Origin of the sequence: Hyalangium versicolor (assembly GCF_020103695.1) — a bacterium.
Classification (GTDB): Bacteria; Myxococcota; Myxococcia; order Myxococcales; family Myxococcaceae; genus Hyalangium; species Hyalangium versicolor.
Map to the genome: position 1 here is coordinate 168081 of NZ_JAHXBF010000012.1, position 16145 is coordinate 184225.

At 67.8% G+C, this 16145-nt stretch carries 14 protein-coding genes; 6 read left to right on the plus strand and 8 right to left on the minus strand.

Going from position 1 to position 16145, the window contains the following annotated elements; translation table 11 throughout:
* Nucleotides 1–77: 77 nt before the first annotated feature.
* Complete coding sequence (locus tag KY501_RS25070) at nt 78–1700, plus strand: YifB family Mg chelatase-like AAA ATPase (RefSeq protein WP_224365878.1); 1623 nt, start codon at nt 78–80, stop codon at nt 1698–1700.
* A gap of 18 nt (nt 1701–1718) precedes the next feature.
* On the opposite strand, the gene KY501_RS25075 is transcribed toward KY501_RS25070, so the two are convergent.
* Nucleotides 1719–3011, minus strand: coding sequence for an NAD(P)/FAD-dependent oxidoreductase (locus tag KY501_RS25075; RefSeq protein ID WP_373691640.1), 1293 nt, complete (start codon nt 3009–3011; stop codon nt 1719–1721).
* A gap of 215 nt (nt 3012–3226) precedes the next feature.
* Between KY501_RS25075 and KY501_RS25080 the strand changes: the two genes are divergently transcribed.
* The 3 genes from KY501_RS25080 to recA all read left to right on the plus strand — a co-directional run bounded on the left by KY501_RS25080 (nt 3227) and on the right by recA (nt 6419).
* On the plus strand, nt 3227–4024 hold the full coding sequence (locus tag KY501_RS25080; RefSeq protein ID WP_224365880.1) for a lysophospholipid acyltransferase family protein: 798 nt from the start codon (nt 3227–3229) through the stop codon (nt 4022–4024).
* A 201-nt stretch (nt 4025–4225) separates the two neighbouring features.
* A complete protein-coding gene (locus tag KY501_RS25085; protein ID WP_224365882.1) occupies nt 4226–5155 on the plus strand; it encodes a hypothetical protein in 930 nt (309 codons plus the stop codon).
* Nucleotides 5156–5384: 229 nt separating this feature from the next.
* Nucleotides 5385–6419, plus strand: coding sequence for a recombinase RecA (gene recA / locus KY501_RS25090; protein ID WP_224365883.1), 1035 nt, complete (start codon nt 5385–5387; stop codon nt 6417–6419).
* A 61-nt stretch (nt 6420–6480) separates the two neighbouring features.
* Here recA and KY501_RS25095 read toward each other — a convergent pair whose 3' ends face one another.
* The 4 genes from KY501_RS25095 to pssA form a co-directional block, all read right to left on the minus strand.
* Nucleotides 6481–6984 carry a DUF1285 domain-containing protein gene (locus tag KY501_RS25095; RefSeq protein ID WP_224365884.1) on the minus strand — a complete coding sequence of 168 codons (504 nt, stop codon included), beginning with the start codon at nt 6982–6984 and terminating at the stop codon, nt 6481–6483.
* A 54-nt stretch (nt 6985–7038) separates the two neighbouring features.
* Nucleotides 7039–8562, minus strand: a complete 1524-nt coding sequence (locus KY501_RS25100; RefSeq protein ID WP_224365886.1) for a hypothetical protein — start codon at nt 8560–8562, stop codon at nt 7039–7041.
* Nucleotides 8559–9824 (minus strand): CinA family nicotinamide mononucleotide deamidase-related protein, encoded by a 1266-nt coding sequence (locus tag KY501_RS25105; RefSeq protein ID WP_224365888.1) that lies wholly within the window; start codon nt 9822–9824, stop codon nt 8559–8561. Before KY501_RS25105 ends, KY501_RS25100 begins: the two co-directional genes overlap by 4 nt.
* Nucleotides 9825–9894: 70 nt before the next feature.
* A complete protein-coding gene (gene pssA, locus KY501_RS25110; protein ID WP_224365890.1) occupies nt 9895–10749 on the minus strand; it encodes a CDP-diacylglycerol--serine O-phosphatidyltransferase in 855 nt (284 codons plus the stop codon).
* 90 nt (nt 10750–10839) lie between these two features.
* Between pssA and KY501_RS25115 the strand changes: the two genes are divergently transcribed.
* The gene (locus KY501_RS25115) at nt 10840–11967 is read left to right on the plus strand and encodes an alpha/beta fold hydrolase (protein ID WP_224365892.1); all 1128 of its coding nucleotides are present in this window, start codon (nt 10840–10842) and stop codon (nt 11965–11967) included.
* Here KY501_RS25115 and KY501_RS25120 read toward each other — a convergent pair.
* A complete protein-coding gene (locus KY501_RS25120) occupies nt 11954–13384 on the minus strand; it encodes a DUF1565 domain-containing protein (RefSeq protein ID WP_224365894.1) in 1431 nt (476 codons plus the stop codon). The two genes, KY501_RS25115 and KY501_RS25120, sit on opposite strands and share 14 nt — an antisense overlap.
* Before the next feature lie 317 nt (nt 13385–13701).
* On the opposite strand from KY501_RS25120, the gene KY501_RS25125 reads away from it, so the two are divergent.
* Nucleotides 13702–13971 (plus strand): HU family DNA-binding protein, encoded by a 270-nt coding sequence (locus tag KY501_RS25125; RefSeq protein ID WP_224365895.1) that lies wholly within the window; start codon nt 13702–13704, stop codon nt 13969–13971.
* A 56-nt stretch (nt 13972–14027) separates the two neighbouring features.
* Here KY501_RS25125 and KY501_RS25130 read toward each other — a convergent pair whose 3' ends face one another.
* Both KY501_RS25130 and ltaE read right to left on the minus strand, forming a co-directional pair.
* Nucleotides 14028–15059: a M23 family metallopeptidase gene (locus KY501_RS25130; protein WP_224365897.1), complete on the minus strand. Its 1032-nt coding sequence runs from the start codon at nt 15057–15059 to the stop codon at nt 14028–14030.
* A 32-nt stretch (nt 15060–15091) separates the two neighbouring features.
* A complete protein-coding gene (gene ltaE / locus KY501_RS25135) occupies nt 15092–16117 on the minus strand; it encodes a low-specificity L-threonine aldolase (RefSeq protein WP_224365899.1) in 1026 nt (341 codons plus the stop codon).
* Between the last annotated feature and the right edge of the window lie 28 nt (nt 16118–16145).

Here is a 16145-nt window from a genome sequence, read left to right on the forward strand (position 1 = left end):
CGAGCGGTGCGCTCCCCTCTGAGACTACCTGGTACAGCTGTTGCTACTGCTCTGGGCACACAACCCGGAGGGTGGGAATGCTGGCGAGGGTGCGCTCGGGCGCATTGATGGGGATCGACGCGGTGGTGGTGGAGTGCGAGGTGGATATGGCGCTCGGCCTGCCCTACTTCAACGTCGTAGGGCTGCCGGATGGAGCGGTGCGCGAGTCGAAGGTGCGCGTCATCTCGGCGCTGAAGAACACAGGTTTCGAGCTGCCGCAGAAGCGCATCACGGTGAATCTGGCGCCCGCGGACATTCGCAAGGAGGGCGCGGCCTTCGAGCTGCCCATCGCGCTGGGCGTGCTGGCGGCGGCCCGGTTGATGGAGGAGGAGCCCCTGGGGCACTACCTCTTCGGCGGAGAGCTGTCGCTGGATGGGTGGATCAAGCCCGTCAAGGGCGTGCTTCCACTGGCGGTGGCGGCGAAGAAAGGGGGCTTCCAGGGGGTGATGGTCCCCACGGCGAACGCGGCCGAGGCCGCGCTGGTGGATGGCATCCAGGTGTTCCCCGTGAACCACCTGCGCGATGCTGTCGAGCACCTCACGGGCGTCCGGATCCTGTCCCCGTACGTGCGTTCGGGCAGCGCGACTGCGGCGGCGAAAGGCCCTCCCCCGCTGGACATGGCGGATGTCCGGGGACAGCCCGAGATCAAGATGGCGCTGGAGCTGGCGGCTGCCGGTGGCCACAACGTTCTCATGTGTGGGCCTCCGGGCTCGGGCAAGACGATGCTCGCCCGGCGGCTGCCCGGCATCCTGCCCGCGATGACGTTCTCCGAGGCGCTGGAGGTGACGAAGATCTACTCCGTGCTCGGATTGCTGGGAGATGACCAGGCGCTGATGCGAGAGCGCCCCTTCCGGTCACCGCACCACACCATCTCGGATGCGGGCCTCGTGGGGGGTGGGCCCATGGCGCGACCTGGGGAGCTCTCCATGGCGCACCATGGCGTGTTGTTCCTCGATGAGCTGCCGGAGTTCCGCAAGAACGTCATGGAGGTGCTGCGCCAGCCGCTGGAGGAAGGCCTCATCCACCTGGCTCGGGCGAGCCAGAACGTCACCTATCCGAGCCAGGTGATGCTGGTGGCGGCGATGAACCCGTGCCCCTGCGGTTACTTCAACGTGCCGGGCCGTGCGTGCCAATGCCTCGAGCACCGGATCTTCGAGTATCACGCGCGGGTGAGCGGTCCCATGCTGGACCGGATCGACATCACGCTGCAGACCCGGCCCGTGGAGTACCGGCACATCGCCCAGCGCGAGAACGTCGAGCCTCCGAGTTCGTACTACCGCGAGCGGGTGGAGGCCGCACGCGAGCGCCAACGGGCCCGGTTCCGAGACGAGCCAGGAGTGCACTGCAATGCCCAGATGCCGCCGCGGCTCATCCGCGAGCACTGCGCGCTGGGCTCCGCAGCCATGGGCAAGTTGGAGAGAGCCGTGGTCCAGCATGGGCTGTCCGCCCGAGCGCACGATCGCATCCTCAAGCTCGCGCTGACGCGCGCGGACCTGGAGGGGCACGCACGCATCAAGGATGCGGACCTCGCGATCGCCATCGACTGCCGCATCATGGACCGCCGGGGCTGGCTCCATGCCAACACCCATGGCGCAAAGCCGGATTACTTCACCCGGCTGGCGCATCCCAACGGTCACTCCGATCACCCCGAAGAGCCGTGAGTGGCTCCACATCCCATGTCAGGGACTCTCCGAGCGGACGGCGGGCTGCGGCTCGGTGGCCTTGTGCGGCTCTTCGAGGATTGCCCCCGCGGCGGGCAGCGCGCTCTTCCCCGAAGAGCGTCCCCGCAACGGGACTCCCCCCGTGATGATTCGAGCGGACCGCCGGAAGGCCACATACGAGTAGGCCCAGTTCACGAGCACGGCCACCTTGCTGCGGAAGCCGATGAGAAAAAGAATGTGGATGAACAGCCAGGCGAGCCAGGCGATGTAGCCCGACATGCGGAAGCGTTCGAGCGCGATGCCCACCGCCGAGCCTCGGCCAATCACGGAGAACATGCCTCGGTCCCAGTAGCTGAAGGGTTCCACCGGCTGGCCCTTGAGCTGGCGGAGGATGTTCTTCGCTGCGTGCTTGCCTTCCTGCATCGCCGCAGGCGCCACGCCCGGCACGGCCTGACCTTTCTCCTTGAAGAGCGCCAGATCTCCGATGACGAAGACATCCTTGCGGCCTGGAAGGTTGAGCTCGGGGGTCACCTCCACCCGGCCGGCCCGGTCCAACTGCACGCCCAGCGACTTCGCCACCGGAGAGGCCGCCACTCCAGCCGCCCAGATCTTCGTGTACGCGGGGATGTGCTCGTCCCCGATGTAGACCCCGGTCTCGTCGATCCGCGTGACACGGACTCCTGTTCGGACTTCCACTCCCAGTCGCTCCAACGAGCGACGCGCGTTGAGGGACAGATTCTCCGGGTAGGTGGGCAGCACATGGGCAGCCCCCTCCACCAACAGGATGCGCGCCTGACTGGGATCGATGTTCTGGAAATCCCGCACCAGGGCGTGGTGACTGATCTCCGAGAGCGCCCCGGCCATCTCCACCCCGGTGGCGCCTCCTCCGACGATGACGAAGGTCAGCAGTTCCCGGCGACGGACCGGCTCCGGCTCGCGCTCGGCCAGCTCGAAGGCGAGCAACACCTGCCGCCGGATCTCCACCGCATCCTCGATCGTCTTCAACCCCGGCGCGTAACGGCCCCACTCGTCACGCCCGAAGTAGGAGTGCGTGGCGCCGGTTGCGACGATGAGGAAGTCGTACGTCAGCTCTCCGTCCGCGAGGAGTACCCGCTTGCCCTGCACGTCGATCCCCGTCGCCTCCGCGAGCAACACGGAGATGCCGTACCGGCCGAGGATGCCTCGCAGCGGCGAGGCGATGTCGCTCGGACTGAGCGTCGCGGTGGCCACCTGGTACAGCAGCGGTTGGAAGAGATGATGGTTGTGGCGATCCACGAGCGTCACGCGCACCGGCGCGCGCTTCAACCGCATCGCGGCATAGAGGCCACCGAAGCCTCCGCCAAGGATGACCACGTGGGGACGGGTGTCGGAGCTTGCAGTCACAGGGGAGAACTTCCTGCCTCCCCAGGCAAAGTCAACGAAGTCCGTGCCCATCGCACAACTGTGGACGGTACAACCGCCCACAGCCCTTCCCTGGCGTGATAAGGGCTCCCCCAAAAAGGCGCCCAGCCCAGATTCTTCCGCCGATGAAGATCCTTTATCCCCTCCTCAATGTGCTCCAGTTGCTCTTTCTGGCGGCCTGGGGCGCCTTCTGGATCACCCTGGCGGGGGTGATGATGCTGGTGACGCTCAACGGCAGTGTGCCGCTGATGATGGCCCGCCGCTTCTGGGCTCCCATGCACTGGCGCATCAATGGCTCGCGGATGTTCGTCGAGCCCCTGCCGGACCTCGACTGGAGCAAGCCCTACATCTTCCTGATGAACCACCAGTCGGCGATGGACATCCCCTGCGCGTTCGCGGCGCTGCCGGTGAACATCCGGTTCATCGCCAAGCACGTCCTCAAGCACGTGCCCTTCCTCGGCTGGTACATGGCGATGACGGGGATGATCTTCGTCAATCGCTCCAACCACCGGGAGGCGCTCCAGAGCCTGAAGCGCGCGGGCGAGCACATCCGCTCGGGCAAGTCGGTCCTCGCCTTCCCCGAGGGCACCCGCTCGCGCGACGGGCTCATCCATCCCTTCAAGAAGGGCACGTTCATGATCGCCATCGAGGCCCAGGTCCCCATCATCCCCGTCGCCATCGAGGGCTCGTTGCAGACCCTTCCCCAGGGCGGGATCTGGCTGCGCCGGCACGACATCCGCGTGAAGGTGGGTCAACCCATCGAGACGAAGGGGCTCACGAACGAGGACCGGGACGCGCTGATCCGTCGGGTACGCGACACCGTCATCCAGCTCCACCAGGAAATCGGCGGCCAGGGGGGTGTCCCCGAATCCATCGCCGAGCGCGGCCGAGAGGGACGCTCGCCCTCCCCTTCCGTCGACTGAACGACGGAAGGACTGCACGAATGTCCAGCGACCAACCCCTCGTGCGTTACCTTGCCCTCCCCCTGCCTCGTGGAGCGACATAGGCGCACAGGGTCTGAATGAAACACCGGCCCCCCCGTCCTATTCATGAGTCGAGAGGGTGCGGCCCAAGCCTGCACCCGTATCTTTCAGGGGTTGGCGATGTCCAACGGAGGCAATGTCATGGCTCCTCGATGGTTGGCCTGTGTGGTTGCCGTACTGGCGGCCCAGGCTGTGTATGCGCAGACCGCACCGGTCGCGGCTCAGGAGAATGAGGACGACTACGAGGTGGACTCCTCCCCCGTGGCGCCTTCCGCTCCACCGGAGCTTCCCGCGGAGAATCCCACCGCTCGTCCCTTCTCGGGTGCGGTGTGGACCTCGGGTCACTGGTACTGGGATGGAGACGAGTGGCGCTTCAAGCAGGGCGCCTGGATCTCTCCCATGGCCGGCTACCAGTTCATCAACGGCTACTGGCGGCAGGACTATGACGGGTGGCGCTGGGTGTCGAGTGGTTGGGCCCGCACCAACTCGAACGAGGTGGAGATCCCCGTCGATGTCGTCAATGAGGAGGTAGCCACGACGCAGGCCCCCCCCACCGCGCAGACAGAGTTCCAGCCTCCCGCTCCGTCGACGAACGTCACGTGGGCCCCGGGTTACTGGTACTGGTCCGGCTCGAACTGGGTCTGGATCGAGGGAAGCTGGGTGACGCCCCCGCGGCCAGGCCTCGTGTTCGTCTCCCCCAGGTGGTTCCACCGCGGTGGGGCCTGGGTCTTCGCCGGTGGCGGATGGGCGATCCCTGGCTCGCTGCGCATCGTCATCCCCGTCTACCGCCACGCGGGAATCTCCGTGAGCTGGGGCCACCCCAACTACTTCATGCATTCCTGGCGCCGCTACCCGGTCGTGAACCGCTACTACTACGGCTACGGCGGCAGGCCTCACTACTACCGCCCCAGCTATCGCGACGGATACCGAGAGAGGGACCCGCGCGGCGGATACCGAGAGCGGGACTCGCGCGACGGATACCGAGAACGGGACCACCGTGGGCCGCCTCCCGGGAACTACCACCCCGCGACTCCCGCCCGTGAGAACCGGGGCGGAGGCCGGCACCACTAAGCTCCTTCAGGCCCGTCCCGAAGGGGTTCGAGTTCACGTCGTCCACGCGCACCGTCTCACGGCATCCACGGCCGTGGACGGTGCGCGCGCGTTTTGGGCGTCTCGCGCCTCTGCTTCAGAGGGGAAGGCTCACGGCATGCTCATTGCTCATGGCTCCACGCGATGCGTTCGGCGGCGTTCCACCCGAGCGCAGCACTCATGTCCCGAGAAGGGCGGCGTTGGAGAAGCGATGAACAAGGTGACGGAGAAGTTGAAGGCGGTGGCGGCGGCGGTGGCGGCGATCGAGAAGCAGTTCGGCAAAGGGGCGGTGATGCCTCTGGGAGGCGAGGCACAGGAGCAGAAGGTGGCGGTCATTCCCTCGGGCTCGGTGAGCCTGGATCGGGCACTGGGGGTGGGCGGCTATCCGCGTGGGCGCGTGGTGGAGATCTTCGGCAACGAGTCCTCCGGCAAGACGACGCTCACGCTGCACGCCATCGCGCAGGTGCAGGCAGCGGGCGGCGTGGCTGCCTTCATCGATGCGGAGCATGCGCTGGATGTCCACTACGCGCGCAAGCTGGGCGTGCGTGTGGAGGAGTTGCTCATCTCGCAGCCCGACACGGGCGAGCAGGCGCTGGAGATCACCGAGCACCTCGTCCGCTCGGGGGCAGTGGACCTGATCGTGGTGGACTCGGTGGCGGCGCTGGTGCCGCGAGCCGAGATCGAGGGTGAGATGGGCGATGCGCACATGGGCGTGCAGGCCCGGCTGATGAGTCAGGCCCTGCGCAAGCTCACGGGCGCGGTGAGCCGTTCGGGTGCGTGCATCATCTTCATCAACCAGATCCGCATGAAGATCGGAGTGATGTTCGGCAACCCGGAGACGACCACGGGCGGCAACGCGCTGAAGTTCTACTCCTCGATGCGGCTGGAGATCCGGCGCACGGGCAACCTCAAGGATGGAGAGAACGTCATCGGGACTCGGGCAAAAGTGAAGGTGGTGAAGAACAAGCTGGCCCCGCCCTTCCAGGAGGCCGAGTTCGACCTGGTGTACGGCGTGGGCATCCACCGCGCGGGCGAGGTACTGGACCTGGGCGTCCAGGCGGGTCTCATCGAGAAGTCCGGCAGCCACTTCAGCCTGCGGGGCGAGCGGATCGGCCAGGGCCGTGAGCGGGCCGCCGAGTGGCTGCGCGAGCACCCCGAGGCGCTGGAGGGGCTGGCCACCGAGTTGATCGGCGTGGCTCCGCCCGTCCCGGCAGCAGCGTCCGAACCGACAGAGGCGGTGGCTTGAGAATCGCCTGAGAACAGGAGGCCGGGTCCTTCATGAGCCCCGACCTCTTCGTTTCTTTTGCTCAGGCCGACGGCGACTCGAGCGACACGGGCAGCGCCAGGCGGCTCTGCCCAGCTCGGAGGAAGAGGCGGCCTCCCTCCCCTTCCTCCAGCAGCTCGCCCAACTGGTGCTGGGCATCTCGAGAGAAGCGGGCCTTGGCCCGGCCTCGCTTGACCCGGCAAGAGAAGACACCATCCGGATCCAGCGCGAGCGTGGCGAGATCGAGCGCCTCAGCCGTGCGGTCGCTCAAGCGAACGGACACACGCTCGTCTGGCGTCACGTCCACCGTGCGGACCTCGTAGGCGGCGTCTTCCACCTGGATGAAGCACCAGTCCTGGCCGATGCGCAGTTGGTAGCGCCCGTCGTCATCGATCACCAGCGAGGTGTTGAAGAGCTCGATGATCTTCGGATGCTCGATGGGCTCGTCGTCGTGCCACCAGCGCAAGGCCTTGTCGAGACGGATGCCACTGTCCTCGCGCGTGTGCCAGCGCTTGCCGAAGGGAGGCTGACCGGTAGGCGGTTGCATGACGCTCCTTATGTGCACTCGCGGCCTGGCGGACGCAACCCAAGCGGTGCCCAGCTACCAGTTCCGGACGTACTCGGTGTAACCATGGAAGGCTGCGGCGCCCCAGAAGTTCACCAGCACGCCGAGCCCCACGGCCACCTGCACCCAGCGGTTGCGCAGGGCCCAGCCCCCAACGGCGAAGAGCAGCAGCAGGTAGGGCGTGTAGTCGAGGCTGAAGCGGAAGCCGAACTGCATGTAGCCCGTGTTCTGGTAGAAGAGCCCCGGCAGCGCACACACCGCCACGGTGAGCCACAACGGCCAGTGCAGCCGCGGGCGCGTCTTCGGGATGACCAGGAAGACGAGCAGCGGCAGCGTCAGTAGCAACGTCATCCCATACGGGTCGTAGCCCAGCTCGAGCGGGTGCAAGGACACGCGCGGAAGCTTGAGGAACGCCGCTTCCAGGTTGCGCTGGAGATAGGTCAGGTTGAAGAGCCCATACCGATCGATGTCCGTGTTGACGCGGTTGTTGTAGAGGAATGCGTGGCCGAACTCGCCGGGCCTCCCGAAGCGGTAGAGGTTGTAGGCGGCTGCCAGGACTGCGAGCGGCGCCGCCCCCAGGGCGAAGAGGCCCACCTTGCGAGCCGCAGGCTTCCAGTGGCTCGACAGGGCACGGAGCTGCGCGAGCCGGTCCGGCCCCGGGCACAGCGCCTCCAGCACGAAGAAGAGGCCCGAGAAGAGCAGGGGCGTACGGGTGAGCGTCGCCATGGAGAAGAACACCCCGGCCAGCACGGGACGGTGCGCTCGGACGGCGTTGCGCGCGTAGAGGCACGTCAGCGCCACCCCCATCACCTCCGCGCTGAACCACACCTCTCCGCGGATCGCGCAGTAGAAGAACAGCGTGCCGAAGGCGAGGATCAGCGCGAGCGCGATGTTCTCGTTCCGGTTCCTTGGCGACTCGCCCTCCTGGGCGAGGTAGCGCAGCAGCGAGTAGAAGAGCGCCACGGCCAGCGCTCCGATGATCACCCCAAACGAGGTGTCATTGAACTGGTACCCATGCAGCGCCACGAAGGGCAGCATCGCCACCGCCGGGAACGACGGAAAGCTCACGAACCAGCGATCCGTCGGCAGCGGCCGACCCTCGCAGCGGACCTTCGCTCCGCCCACCACTCGCACGCAGGCCCAGTCTTCCAGGTTGGGCAGCACCTCCGGATCCACGTCCAGCCGCCCCTCCATCCAGGACTGTGCCTGGTAGATGAAGTGAGGGGCCGCGCTCTGGCGCAGGAATCGCTGCGAGCTGAAGCTCGCCAGCACCACGAAGCTCACCAGGAAGAGCAGCACCTCCACCCGATACGCGGAGAACCAGATGCGCGCGGCCGCCCAAGCTCCCTCACCCGGTGATGCCGCGACAGGCTCGGGTGGATCACCCGGCTTGTCCGATACGGCGGCATGAGGCTCGGGCTGGGAAACCTGCACTGCCTGCGCAGAGCCTGCCTCCGGGGCAGGAGCCGGAACGGGTTCGGCGGACAACGGAGGCGAGGCCGGCGAGGAAGCCTCCTCGGAAGAGGAGTCCTTCTTGGAACGCTTGGACTTGCGGCTCATGGAACGGAGGCTCGCGAGAGAAGATGCTGACGCAGGAGTTCGAGCGCTGAGTTGGCCGCAAAGAGGCGCACGCGCTCTCGATCTCCCACGAAAGTGAAACGCTCACAGTGGGTCGGGTGCCCCTCGGCGGCGAACCCACAATAGACGGTGCCCACGGGATCCTCGGGCGTGCCTCCCGTAGGCCCCGCATAGCCCGTCACCGACAGGCTGTAGGTCGTCCCACAGGCGGTACGCACACCCTCGGCCATGGCCACCGCCGCCTCTCGCGACACGGCGGTGTGGCGATCCAGCACCTCCGGGGGAACTCCCACCCAGGCCATCTTCACCTTCTCCGAGTATGAAACCGCGCCTCCTATGAAGAAGGCGCTCGACCCCGGCACCGCGGTGAGCTGGGTAGCGATGAGGCCTCCCGTGCAGCTCTCCGCGGTGGACAGTGTGGCCTTCGCCTCGGTCAGCATCCTGGCGATCACCGCGGCGTAGTCCTCGTCATCCACGCCGAAGACCTTCGTTCCGACCACCTGCCGGGAAGCCGCCTCGGCGGCTGCGAGCGCCGCATCCGCCTCGGCCTGCGTGCCAGCCGTCGCCATCAGCTTGAGGTGGTTCTCCGGAGCATGGGTGCGAAAGCCAAACACCACCTGGGGATGCCGCGGAACCAAGGGAGCCACACTCGCATCCAGTTGGGACTCGGGAATGCCCACGGTCTTCAGCAACCGGAAGGCCCGGTAGACGCGCTCCGAGTCCTTCTCCAGCGCCGCTCGGATGCGCGGCAGCACCTCATCCTCGGCCAGGGCCTTGTACTCGCGAGGCACTCCCGGCACGAAGAAGAGCTGGCAACGCCCCAGCCGGAAGAGGACCAGGGGCGCGGAGCCCACGGGGTTGCGCACCACCTCGGCCCCTCGAGGAATCCGCGCCATGCGGAAGGCGCCCGGGTTCAGCGGAAGGGAGCGCTTCGCATACCGCTCGCGAATCCACTCCATCGCCTGGGGACTCTCCTCCAGAGGAACGCCCGCCGCCGCAGCGGCGCACTCGAGCGTGAAGTCGTCCATCGTCGGGCCCAGTCCTCCCGAGACGAGCGCCACGTCCGCGCGGGAGGCCACCTCCAGCAGTGCCTGGGTGATGTCCGGGCGAACGTCGCCCACGAGGAGCACCCGCTCCACCTTCACGCCCAGTTGGAAGAGCTTGTCCTCGAACCAGGGACTGTTGGTGTCCGTAATGAGCCCGGTGACGAGTTCATCACCGGTACACAGGAGCTCGACGCGCATGGGCGGAGCATCCTAGCGGCACTGCCGGAAACGCCAAGGTGCGGCGGAACGGCTCAGCGGGAAACCCGGTTCAGGAGCCAGCAGCCTCTTCCGCGGCCTCCTCGTCCTCATCCTCGTCCTCATCCACCTCTTCCTCGAGGACCGCCGCGGCAGCGACCACCCCCGCAGCCCCCACCTTGCGCGCCACCAGCCGCTTGCGCACCAGGAACGCGGACTCGATGAGCCCCATGGCCAGGTACGCGGAGGAGTACGCCACCAGCACATACGCCGGGCGCAGCTGCGTGCCGATGGCCAGCCCGCTCAGCGCCACGAGCATGAACACCACCGCGGACTTCTTCGACAGCCGCAGGTCCTTGAACGTGCGGTAGCGCACCGTGGACACCATCAGCAGCGCCAGCAGCCCCACCACCGCCGCGATCGGGCCCCGAACCGCGGAGGCCGGCTCGGCCCCGACGATGACGTGGTGGGTGATGATCATCGACACCAGCACGCCCGCGGCCAGCGGGATGGGAAGGCCGACGAAGAAGTTGCCGCCACCACCGTGCGGGTTGCGCATGGCCAGAACATTGAAGCGCGCCAGGCGCATCGCGCCGCACGCCGCGAACGAGAACGAGATGAACAGCCCCAGGAAGCCCAGAGGCGCCAGCGCCCACTTGTAGACCAGGAGGGCAGGCGCCGCGCCAAAGGACACCACGTCCGCCAGGCTGTCGAGCTGCATGCCAAAGTCGCTCTGCGTCTTCGTCAGCCGCGCCACGCGCCCGTCGAACCCGTCGAAGAACATGGCGAAGAGGATGGCCAGCGCCGCCTGATAAAGCTGGACAGGCGTGGCCTCACCGGCGCACAGCGTGATGGCGTAGAAGCCACAGAAGATGGAGGTGACCGTGAAGAGGTTGGGAAGGACGAACATCAGTTTCCTCAGCTTCATCGGTCGCCTCTCTCTCCAGATGCCCGTTGGCACTTGCACGGCGGGGTGAACGGACCATAGCAAGGTTTTATTGCGTCCACGGAGGGTTGGATGGATCCGGGAAGTTGGGTGCTCTGGGGACTGCTGCTCCTGCTGGCCGTCGTCCTCGGAAATGTGGTCTGGGTGCTGGGGGTTCGCCGCCTCTACCGTCCCCGTACAGCACCACCACAACTGCTCAGGGCGCGCTGCCAGGACGGGTGGGAGATTGCCGTTCATGCCCGCCGGTCGCTGAAGCGGCGCTTCGAGGAGCCTGTCCTGCTGTGCCATGGACTGGCCGCCAACCGCTACACCTTCGACTTCGCGCCTCCCTATTCCGTGGCGCACTACCTGGCCGAGGCCGGGTTCGACTGCTTCAGCGTCGAGTGGCGCGGCACGGCGCACTCGCGCCTCCCGCCTCCGGGACGCCGGTACACCGACTTCTCCATTGATGATCACATCCTCCAGGACGCCCCCGCTCTGCTGGAGTTCGCGCTGAAGGAGACCGGCGCGAAGCGGGCCTTCTGGCTGGGGCACTCGATGGGCGGACTGGTCGGGTATGCCGCGGCCCAGGGTCCTCTGGGACCCCAGCTGGCGGGGTTGTTGGTGCTGGGCTCCCCCGTGTTCCTCAAATCCGAACCCCTGCTGCGCTCCCTGCTGGGACTCGGAGTGCGCGCCGCGTGGCCCGGGCGCCTCCGGCAGGAGTGGATGAGCGCTACGTTGGCTCCCTTCCTCGGCTACGTCACCCTGCCGCTGTCGGATCTGCTCGTGAACCCCCAGCACATGCCTCCGCAGATCCAACGGCAGGTCTTCGCCACCATGCTGTCGTCCATGAGCCGCAAGGTGCTCCTCCAGTTCCAGGATTGGATCGAGCACGACTCGTTCCGCTCCTATGACGGCAAGGTGGACTGGCGCGCGGGCATCTCCCGCCTCAACCTGCCCGTGCTGGTGATGGGGGGCAGCAGCGATCGGCTCGCCACCGCGGAGAACCTCCGCAAGCAGTACGAGCTGCTCACCACCCCGGACCGCACGCTCCACGTCTTCGGCCGCGACCGCGGAGACAAGATGGACTACGGCCACGGGGACCTGATGTTCGGCACCGGCGCCCCGATGGAAGTCTATCCACTCATCCGCGCCTGGCTCGAAGCCCGGGCCACGCCGCTGCCCGAGCCCGTGGAGCCACCCGCGCTCACCTCGCCGTGACACAGGAGGCCGTCAGGCCTCGGCGATCCTCTGTCCTCAGGCGCCCCAGGTGGACCTGCGCCGTCCCCTCGCACTCGGCCCAGACCAGGCCCTCGGCGAGCCCGCTCGCGGTGAGCACATCCACCCAGACCTCGCCGTCCCGGAGCACCGCCAGCGCCACTCCCTTCGTGTCACGCACCTCGAGCCCCGTGGCGCTCACCCGCGCCAGGCTCTCCGCCTCGAGCCCCGCCTGCTGGCACCGCACCAGCGTCACGTCTCGAAGGGTGACCTCCGCGCCCTGGGCCGCCAGCACTCCGACTCCGGGCGCATCACGCACCTCCACGCTCTCGACGTCCGCCACCACTCCGCGCAGGTGCAGGCCATCTCCCGTGAAGCCCTCCTTCGAGCGCAGCCGGGTGATGCTCCCATCGCGCGCCCGCAGCTTCCCCTTCGTGGCTGCCACGCCGTAGCCGTCCACATCGTCCAGCCGGAAGTCGCGCACCTCCAGGTCCGAGTCCACGAACTGCAGCGCCCCGAAGCTCCCGCTCTGGCGCACGTGGATGTCCTCAAGCCGCCCCGTGGACCGGGTGAGCCCCATGCCCGCGCGCTCCGCTCGCACCGAGGTGAACCCTCGTACGTCGAGCCTCGCCCCGTGGCTGGCCAGCCCGTACTCGTGGCCGATGACCTGCGCCTCGTCGATCTCCAGCGTCCCGTCCGTCACCAGCAGCCCCGGCCCCCGCCCTGCCTCCACCGTCACCCGTCTCAGCCGCGCACGGCCACCCTCCTGGTCCAGCGCCATCACCGCGTCCTGGAACCGCACTCCTTCCAGCACCACCTCGGCGGCCCCCTGCATGCGCACCCCACGCCTCCAGGGCCCCACGAAGGTGCTCTCCCGGACGTCCACGCTGCCCGGGCCCTCCACGGAGACTCCCACCGTCTCCGAGAGGCTCGCCTCGAACCGCGCCCCCTTCGCCACCAGCCGGCCTCCGATCATCCGGACCGCTCCCTCCCGCTGGCCGCTGAAGGCCACGCCCTCGAGCTCCAACGTCCCATCGGTCTCCACGGCCCAGCCCCCTCCCTGAAGCGCCAGCCGCTCGAGCCGAGCCCCCACCTCCATCCGGAGCACGGGCTCCCGGCCCTCCACGTACAACACCGTGCCCTCTCCCTCCCCCACCAGACGTGTCCCCGCGGGGAGCACAAAGGGCCCGGCGTAGAGGCCTCGGGCGACGTGCACGGTGGGTGCGGGACGCACCACCAACCCCTCCGCCAGGGTCCGGAACGGCCGCTCCCGCGAGCCATCCCCGGACGCCCCCCGAGCCCCATCCACCCACACCTCGGCTCCCGGGGGTGGAGGCGTCAACGGGACGACAGGCGGCACGGAGGGTGCCCGGCAGGCGGCGATCAGCAGCAGCGCGAAAACGAGGGGGCGCGGGCTCATGGAGCCCCCCACTCTAGCCCCACCCCACCCATGCCGCTGGATCAGCGGAGCCCCGTAAGCGATCGAAATGACAAAGAAAAACCAGCTCACCCGATCACAATCCCTCTCAATGCATCGCATGCGTGCCATGTGACGGTGTATCGGATTTCGCGATCATTTCCTCTCTACGCTCGTTGTCTCAGTCGTCAATAAATCGGAGGCCGCGCCCATTTTCAGGGAGGGGGGTCAGGTCTATCATTGACAGGGAAAAGAGCGATTTGTTACCAACCGCAACCAGGTTGCGGTTCCAAGCCAGACAACCCTAGACGGAGGGGAGAATGACCAAGGCAGAGCTCGTGGAGGTGGTGGCCGCGCAGTCCAAGCTGACGAAGAAGTCGGCGGCGGAGATCATCGACATCGTCTTCGGCAACATCGGCAAGGCGGTGAAGAAGGACTCGCGCTTCAGCTACCCCGGGTTCGGGACCTGGTCGGTTCGCTCCCGCAAGGCGCGGAAGATCCGCAACCCGCAAACCAACGAGATGATGAAGCTGAAGGCCTCGAAGACCATCGGCTTCCGTCCCGCCAAGGAGCTGAAGAACTCGCTGTAGTCCCGGTGCCAGCCTCCTGAGCGCCCGCCTCGGCTGGCGCGCTCGGCGGCATCACCTCAGGGGCGTCGTCCTACTGGGCGGCGCCCCTGTCGCTTTTCAGAGGGCGGCGCGGCTTCGAGCGACACGGTGCCAATCTCCACCGCGTCTCCACGGTCCAGCTCGTCCAGCGGATCCCTCGCCCGGCCGTCCTTCCACACCTCGAAGTGCAGGTGCACGCCGGTGGCCATGCCGGTGTCCCCGGCCAGCCCCACCAAGTCCCCTCGCTCGAGGATCTGCCCCGGCTCCACCATCACCCGCGCCAGGTGGCTGTAGCGCGTGGTGATGCGCGCGGCGTGCTGGATCTCCACCTGGTAGCCATAGCCACCGTTCCATCCGGCGTTGAGCACCACGCCCGGCGCCGCGGCCACCACCGCCTGGCCACGCCTCGCCGCGAGGTCCACCCCCAGGTGCTCCTTCATCTCTCCCAGGATGGGGTGCGCCCGCTCTCCGAAGCCGCTCGTCACGGAGACAGGAGAGATGGGCCAGGTGAAGCGCGGCGGCGCATCCACCGTCTTCACCATCAGGCGACGCACGTCCGCCATGCGCGCCACCAGCTCGCTCACCCGCGTCATCACCGACTCGGCGAGCTCTTCGGGGATGTCACCGTAGGAGCGCGCGTCCTCCTCGAGTTCCGCCTCCAGCGTCACCCGGGCACGGACGATGTCCATGGCGGAGGTCTTCTCCGCCGGGCGGAGCAGGAAGGTGTCCAGGGCGCCCGTCACCTGGACCCAGTTCTCCTCCTGCTCCCCGGGCATGGGGCTGCCCCGCTTCACCTGCCGGCGGTACTCCCGGGCCTTGTTCACGAACGCGGCGAGCGCCGCTTGGAGCTCCGGCGAGGTGCTCGCCGTGGGCAGGTCCTTTCCAGGCGCCTTCAAGTCCCGTGTCCGGTTGCGCACCCGGGCCCTGGGTGCCTGCACCTGCATGGGAGCCGCCTCTGGCTCCTCCGGAGCCGGGCCGAACGCCTCATCGAAGCTGATCTTGTCGTCCGCGCGCGAGGTGACGCACGCGGACAGCAGCGCGATCAGAGAGAGGGCAATCAGGCGAGACAAGGCTCCTGGAGCCTACCACGCCCTCTCCAGGATCAAGATTCGAGGGCCTTGCGGATCCGGGTGAGCGCCTCGTCGATGTCGGAGGCCGACACATCCAGGTGGCACACCAGGCGCGCGGTGTGCGTGCCCGTGGCATTCAGGAGGACCCCCAGGGTCGCCAGCCGCGACACCATTTCACTGGCCGGACGCGTGAACTCGACCAGCAGGATGTTGGTCTCCACCCGAGCGGGCTCCACCTTCACGCCCTGCAGCTCCGCCAGCCCCGCCGCCAGCCGGCGCGCGTTGGCGTGGTCCTCGGCCAGCCGGTCCACGTGGTGCTCCAGCGCGTGGAGCGCCGCGGCGGCAAGGATGCCTGCCTGCCGCATGCCGCCTCCCAGGCGCTTGCGGAGCCGCTGCGCCTCGCGGATGAGCGCCGCCGAGCCCGCCAGCGCCGAGCCCACCGGTGCGCCCAGCCCCTTGGAGAAGCAGACCGAGGTGGTGTCCGTCAGCTTCGCCCAGGCCGAAGCCGGGGTGCCCGTGGCCATCTGGGCGTTGAAGAGGCGCGCCCCATCCAGGTGCACCGCGAGCCCCGCCTTGCGAGCCGCCTCCACCACCGACTGGAAGCGCTCCAGCGGCCACACCGTGCCACCTCCCCGGTTGTGGGTGTTCTCCAGCGACAGCAGCTTCGAGCGCGGCGCGTGGATGTTCTCCCCTCGCACCGCCTCCGCCACCTGCGCCGCCGTCAGCAGCCCGCGCTCCCCAGGCAGCCCCTGCGGCTGGATGCCCCAGAGCGCCGACAGCGCGCCGCCCTCGTACTGGACGATGTGGCTGCCTACCTCGGTGATCACCTCGTCGGACGGGCGGCAGTGCAGGCCCATGGCAATCTGGTTGGCCTGCGTGCCAGAGGGCACGAAGATGGCCGCCTCCAGCCCCAGGCGCTCGGCGACCCGCTCCTGGAGCCGGTTCACCATGGGGTCCTCTCCATAGACGTCGTCCCCCACCTCTGCGTCCGCCATGGCGCGGCGCATGGCGGGAGTGGGCTTCGTCACGGTGTCCGAGCGGAAGTCGATGGGCTTCATGAGTTTTCCTACCTACCTGGTGGGTGGG

What these genes read in the sequence shown, in the direction of transcription:
- KY501_RS25070 (WP_224365878.1), top strand. Translation starts at nt 78, where the DNA reads ATGCTGGCGAGGGTGCGCTCGGGCGCATTGATGGGGATCGACGCGGTG.
- KY501_RS25075 (WP_373691640.1), bottom strand. Translation starts at nt 3,011, where the DNA reads ATGCGGTTGAAGCGCGCGCCGGTGCGCGTGACGCTCGTGGATCGCCAC.
- KY501_RS25080 (WP_224365880.1), top strand. Translation starts at nt 3,227, where the DNA reads ATGAAGATCCTTTATCCCCTCCTCAATGTGCTCCAGTTGCTCTTTCTG.
- KY501_RS25085 (WP_224365882.1), top strand. Translation starts at nt 4,226, where the DNA reads ATGGCTCCTCGATGGTTGGCCTGTGTGGTTGCCGTACTGGCGGCCCAG.
- recA (WP_224365883.1), top strand. Translation starts at nt 5,385, where the DNA reads ATGAACAAGGTGACGGAGAAGTTGAAGGCGGTGGCGGCGGCGGTGGCG.
- KY501_RS25095 (WP_224365884.1), bottom strand. Translation starts at nt 6,984, where the DNA reads ATGCAACCGCCTACCGGTCAGCCTCCCTTCGGCAAGCGCTGGCACACG.
- KY501_RS25100 (WP_224365886.1), bottom strand. Translation starts at nt 8,562, where the DNA reads ATGAGCCGCAAGTCCAAGCGTTCCAAGAAGGACTCCTCTTCCGAGGAG.
- KY501_RS25105 (WP_224365888.1), bottom strand. Translation starts at nt 9,824, where the DNA reads ATGCGCGTCGAGCTCCTGTGTACCGGTGATGAACTCGTCACCGGGCTC.
- pssA (WP_224365890.1), bottom strand. Translation starts at nt 10,749, where the DNA reads ATGAAGCTGAGGAAACTGATGTTCGTCCTTCCCAACCTCTTCACGGTC.
- KY501_RS25115 (WP_224365892.1), top strand. Translation starts at nt 10,840, where the DNA reads ATGGATCCGGGAAGTTGGGTGCTCTGGGGACTGCTGCTCCTGCTGGCC.
- KY501_RS25120 (WP_224365894.1), bottom strand. Translation starts at nt 13,384, where the DNA reads ATGAGCCCGCGCCCCCTCGTTTTCGCGCTGCTGCTGATCGCCGCCTGC.
- KY501_RS25125 (WP_224365895.1), top strand. Translation starts at nt 13,702, where the DNA reads ATGACCAAGGCAGAGCTCGTGGAGGTGGTGGCCGCGCAGTCCAAGCTG.
- ltaE (WP_224365899.1), bottom strand. Translation starts at nt 16,117, where the DNA reads ATGAAGCCCATCGACTTCCGCTCGGACACCGTGACGAAGCCCACTCCC.